The sequence below is a fragment of the Anaerotignum sp. genome (assembly GCF_030625865.1).
GTDB lineage: Bacteria > Bacillota > Clostridia > Lachnospirales > Anaerotignaceae > Chakrabartyella.
The window spans coordinates 1-5,574 of sequence record NZ_DAOUQB010000073.1 but is presented as its reverse complement, the minus strand read 5'-3'; the positions used below and the strand labels follow the sequence as shown (position 1 = coordinate 5,574).

At 37.5% G+C, this 5,574-nt stretch carries 5 protein-coding genes; 4 read left to right on the top strand and 1 reads right to left on the bottom strand.

The features are described 5' to 3' along the window. Positions 1–170: 170 nt before the first annotated feature. The gene (locus P9Q65_RS12965) at positions 171–2,027 is read right to left on the bottom strand and encodes a hypothetical protein (RefSeq protein WP_304509917.1); all 1,857 of its coding nucleotides are present in this window, start codon (positions 2,025–2,027) and stop codon (positions 171–173) included. Positions 2,028–2,200: 173 nt separating this feature from the next. Here P9Q65_RS12965 and P9Q65_RS12960 point away from each other — a divergent pair, with 173 nt between their 5' ends. The 4 genes from P9Q65_RS12960 to P9Q65_RS12945 form a co-directional block, all read left to right on the top strand. Next, positions 2,201–2,770, top strand: a complete 570-nt coding sequence (locus P9Q65_RS12960) for an RBBP9/YdeN family alpha/beta hydrolase (RefSeq protein WP_304509915.1) — start codon at positions 2,201–2,203, stop codon at positions 2,768–2,770. 126 nt (positions 2,771–2,896) lie between these two features. Further along, positions 2,897–3,706, top strand: a complete 810-nt coding sequence (locus tag P9Q65_RS12955) for a TIGR00266 family protein (RefSeq protein ID WP_304509914.1) — start codon at positions 2,897–2,899, stop codon at positions 3,704–3,706. A 70-nt stretch (positions 3,707–3,776) separates the two neighbouring features. Next, positions 3,777–4,544 (top strand): hypothetical protein, encoded by a 768-nt coding sequence (locus tag P9Q65_RS12950; protein ID WP_304509912.1) that lies wholly within the window; start codon positions 3,777–3,779, stop codon positions 4,542–4,544. 191 nt (positions 4,545–4,735) lie between these two features. Beyond that, a partial coding sequence (locus tag P9Q65_RS12945) for an alpha-hydroxy-acid oxidizing protein (RefSeq protein ID WP_304509910.1) occupies positions 4,736–5,574 on the top strand: 839 nt, incomplete at its 3' end.

The window sequence follows — 5,574 nt, the reverse complement described above, 5'->3', positions numbered from 1 at the left end:
CTTTTGTTTTGCAAAATGCAGGAACGATGGCATTGTATTGATTGTTGTAGGCTATCAGCCAATAGAGAGAATTGCAATGATTTAATTGGTGAAATCTCAGAGATATTAGAAGAGGTTATCCGTGAATAATAAAACCGGCATGAATAGAATTTTCCTTCATGCCGGTTTTGTTATTCTGCATTTTCAATATTTCCATCTAATTGAGGAGGAGATTGTATTGCTTCCACAATTTGATTTTCAGGAGCCTGTATGGAGATGGTTTCCTCAACTTGGATTTTATTATGCTCTTGGTTAAGGGATTGGGGCTGAGGAATCTGTGTGACAGCTGTTTGCTGCTCCTCAGGCTGTTGTTTGCTTTGTGTTTTTTTTAGTTCTTGAATTTCCATTTGTAATGTGGTAAGTTCTCCTTCTAGTTGAGAAACATGAGCTTTCCAACGGGCATTTATAGAAGTAATTTCATCACTTCGCTGGGCAAGAAGCGCAGATAATTCTTCAACTCGTTTTTTATGCACATCCTGCAAGGGGTTAGAAGTGTGAACTGGTTTTTCTTTCGTATACTGTTGAAGCTGGGTTTGCTTACTTTGTTGAGTGGAAAATGGTTGAAATTGTTCTACATTTTCAAAATGAGAATTTTGATATTGATTCATTTTTTCGGAATAAGAATTCTGATATTGATTAGGTTTATCAAAATAAGAATTCTGGGGTTGATTCGTTTTTTCGGAATAAGAATTCTGATATTGATTAGGTTTATCAAAATAAGGATTCCGGGGTTGATTCATTTTTTCGGAATAAGAATTCTGATATTGATTAGGTTTATCAAAATAAGGCTTCTGGGGTTGATTCGTTTTTTCGGAATAAGAATTCTGATATTGATTAGGTTTATCAAAATAAGGATTCTGAGGTTGATTTTCTTTATCAAAATAAGAATTTTGGGATTCATTGGTTTTTTCAAAATAAGGGGGTTCACCCCGTTTTTCCTTCTCCGAATATGGCGGCTGTTGTTTCTTATTTTTAAGTGGCATTGCTTCGGAATTCGCCAAAGTAAGCGTCTTAGATAAAATAGGGTATGGGGCAAAATTTCTGGATTTATCACCGTAGGCTTCAGTTGCATTTAATTCAGCCCCATCTGCGCCTAATAGCTCACACTTGGAACATTGTGCCGGAAAATTACCGGTATAGCGCTCCACTACACCAAAAGTTGCTCCGTTATTTTCAGAGATACAGCGTAAGGGCTGCCCGTTAACAGTCCACATCAAAGTCAGTCTTTGATTTTCTAGAAATGCCAAACAGTTATCGCAATTTACATCTTCCCACAGAACACGGGGCGTACTGATGGCTGAGGTTTGTTTATATTGATAAACAACTTGCATTCTGAATAAACTTCGCACGATATATAAAAAATGAATGCGTTCTGCATCATTTACAATGGAGATATCAACATAATTTAGGGATGTTTGAATCATGGGAGTGAGGTTTCCCATTGTATAGGGAGAAAGAAGCATTTCCCTTGCACTCCATATATTTCTTGATGTTCGGTAATACAAAATAATATGGTCTTTGCTTAGACGGCGGGCAAAGAAACTGGTTTTACCTAAGGGCATAAAACGGTCAATTTGACATGGGCTTTCCCATTGTCCGTTACGAAAAACGTTATAAGTTAAGGTTTCTATTCCTGTGGATTCTGTGGGCAGGTGATAGAAAACATGAAATGCATCTTCAGTTGGAACCATGAAATACTTGGATTTCCCTGAATTAGGGGTTCCGAACATTAAAGATCTGTGATCCCAATTTGTAAAATCTTTTGAGAAAGCTAGAAATAAAGTACCGTCTATGGTAGAATACAGCACATAGCAAAGTTCTTTGAATTGGCAAATTGAGAACGAAAATGCCGTGCGTTTTGCTAAGATTTGCGGGGTGCCCCAACCAGTATTTGCATGTGCCTGCAGAAACAGGGTGTTGTTTTCACGGTAAAAAAGATAAAAATATCCGTTTGGCATTTTTATGTATTTTGCATTAGGGTTTTGCATACGAATTCTCCTTGAATTTTTTATCAGTTTATGCATGAAGCTATGGAAAAAGAATAATAGGCAAAAAGATTGTTTTTTTGGTGGTGTAATTTTTGGGTTGTTTCTGAATCGTTTTCTGATTATGAAAGAATGAAAAAAGGTAGCTTGATTGAATTGAAGGAGGAAGATATGATATGAATACTACGCCGGCTTATTTCATTCACGGATTTACGGCATCTAGCAAGGCGAATTGGTTCCCGTGGCTCAAAAATGAATTGCAAAATAACGGGATTCAACTGATTGTTCCTGATATGCCAAATACAAATGATCCCCATCTGTTGCCTTGGTTACAGAAAATAGAGGATGTTGCGAAAGAATTAAACGATAATACTATTTTTATCGGGCATAGCCTTGGATGCATTGCTATGTTACAGTTTATACTGAAAAAAAACATTAAAATAAAAGGGGTTATTCTTGTATCTGGGTTTATGGATGAAAATCCAATGGTAGTTCAAAAAGAAGGGCTGAGTCAATTTGTAGAGGAACCCCTTGATGTTGAACAAGTAAAAGCGCTTATTCCCCATAGGGTGGTTATTACTGCCATTGACGATGATATTGTGCCATCCGTGGCAACGAAAAAGATGGCAGAACGATTAGGGGCGCAATTGATTGAACGATCCAACGGAAAACACTTTATTGATCGGGATGGCTTTACGCAATTTCCCGAGGTTTTAGATTTAATTAAAAGTATATATTCAAAGTAATTTGAAACAAGATAAAAAGAGATTACCATCGTCACTTGAGAAGTGACTGATAGTATATTTCTTTTTTTTTTACATTATAGTAAACTTAAATAGTATTTTGACTAAATAATAAAAGGGGGCCGTTTTATGGCAAAAGCACATGAGATTGAATACAAACTTTACGGAGACGATATGCAGTTTGTAGAAATTGAATTGGATGGCGGGGAAAGCGTGGTTGCAGAAGCTGGTGCAATGATGTTTATGGATGAAAAAATCAGCATGGAAACAATCTTTGGAGATGGCAGTTCCAAAAGCCATGGCAAAGGCTTTATGGGGAAACTTATGGGTGCCGGTAAGAGGGTCATAACAGGGGAAGGGCTTTTTATGACTGTGTTTACAAATACAGCCGGAGAAAAAGGGCATGTGTCTTTTGCGGCGCCGTATCCCGGAAAGATCATTCCTGCTGATTTAACAGAATTTGGCGGTAGTTTAATTTGCCAAAAGGATGCTTTTTTATGTGCGGCGAAAGGCGTTTCCATTGATATACATCTTCAAAAGAAGATTGGGGCAGGTTTTTTTGGGGGAGAAGGTTTTATTATGCAAAAACTAGAGGGGGATGGTTTGGCGTTCCTGCATGCAGGTGGAACCATCATTCGCAAAGAATTGCAAGAAAATCAGGTTTTAAAATTAGATACAGGTTGTCTTGTTGCTATGACATCAAATGTGGATTATGATGTTGAATTTGCAGGCAGTATTAAATCCGGTTTGTTCGGCGGGGAAGGACTGTTCCTTGCTACATTAAAAGGGCCTGGCATTGTTTGGTTACAATCCCTACCTTTTAGCAGAATGGCAGATAAAATTTATTCCGCAGCCGGTGGCAGCAAAGGAGAAAGCAAAGGATTTAATAATCCCCTTGAGGATTTATCCGGACTTACGAATTTATTCGGTAGAGACTAAAAATTAGTTTTTGTTGGGAGCGAAGGTGTATAGTAAATAATATTTCTTGCAGAATAGGAAGGGATGAACTATGAAAAAAAATAAAATATTGGCTTTTATATGTATTACTTTAGTGACATTAAGTATTTCAGCTTGCGGTGGAAATGAAAAACCGGTGGAACAATCAGTGCAACAAAAGGTTGAGGAAACTGATAGCCAGGAGACGGCAGCAAATGAAGGCATTGACAAAGATTTGGAAGGCATTGATTTGGTTCATTCCATAGCTTACAAAAAACCGGAAAAGTTAATGATTAAATCGGAAATGACTGCTAGTGGATTGACGACAAAAATGACGACATATTATGATGGTGACAAAACCAGAACAGAGGTGGAAAGCCCCAATTTGCCTCAAAGCGTCTTAATCAGTTTACCGAGTGAAGGCGTAATGTATACTTATGTTTCCGGACAATCAGACGGATTTAAAATGGTTGGAGCGGATAATACTTATGCTGAAGAGATGGGACTTATGGTTGATGACAGTGAACTATTAACAGAAATTGTCGATGAATCTTCTGATGATATTATTGCAAGGGTAGAGACTTTGGATGGAGAGGAAGTTATTTATATAGAAACCTCTGAAGCCGATGAAGAAATGGGTAATGTCCTTGTAAAAATGTGGTATTCAAATAAATATGGAACACCTTTAAAATATGAAGTTATTATGAATGAAACAACCATGATGGAGCTAAAAGTAACTGAAATTAACGATAAAGAAAAAATAGATGATTCACTTTTTGTACCACCAAGTGATGTGAATTTTCAAGAAGTAAATATGGAACAAATGGTAGAAAACTGGTAAGGGATTCAAAATTTTTCAATCTTAAAAAAGAAAATTTAAAATGATTTTAATGGCAGAGCTGATTTTATTGGGTTCTGTCATTTTTTATAGATATGGTTAGAGAGGTTGACATTCCTATATAAAAAACTATAATTAAGTTAAATGTTAAACAATGGTAATTATTTTCAAGCAATATGGAAAGGGTGAAAAGAATGGAATATGAAGAAGTAATCGTAAATGCAAGAAAATCTATCGGGAAATATTGTAAAAGCTGTTTGGTCTGTAATGGTATTGCCTGTAGAAATCAAATTCCCGGCCCGGGGGCGAAGGGGATAGGGGATAATGCCATACGCAACTATGAAGCATGGCAAAAAATCAAATTAAATATGGACACAATCTCAAGCAATGAAAAAGTGGATACTTCCATCAATATATTTAATAAAAGCTTCCGCATTCCTGTATTTGCGGGCCCTGTAGGTGCTGTGAATCTTCATTATGGAGAGGCCTATAATGATTCAAGCTATAATCAAGTTTTAGTAAAGGCTTGTGCCGATGGGGGAATTGCAGCATTTACAGGGGATGGAACCAATAAAGATGTGATGATTCATGCTACTGAGGCAATTAAAGCAGCCGATGGCATAGGGGTTCCTACAATAAAGCCATGGAGCAATGATGTGGTATATGAAAAATTGGATTTGGCGAAACATTCCTTAGCTTTTGCGGTGGCAATGGATATTGATGCAGCAGGATTACCATTTTTAAAGAACTGTACCCCACCGGCAGGAAGTAAAACTGTGGATGAATTAAAGCAGGTTGTGGAAAAATGTCCTGTTCCTTTTATCGTAAAGGGGATATTAACGGTAAAAGGAGCGTTGAAAGCGAAAGAAGCAGGTGCGGCTGCCATTGTGGTTTCCAATCATGGTGGACGTGTTTTGGATCAATGTGCGGCAACGGCAGAGGTATTGCCGGAGATTGTAGATGCACTGAAGGGAAGCGGAATGAAAATTCTGGTTGACGGAGGAATCAGGACGGGGGTTCAGGTGTTTAAGGC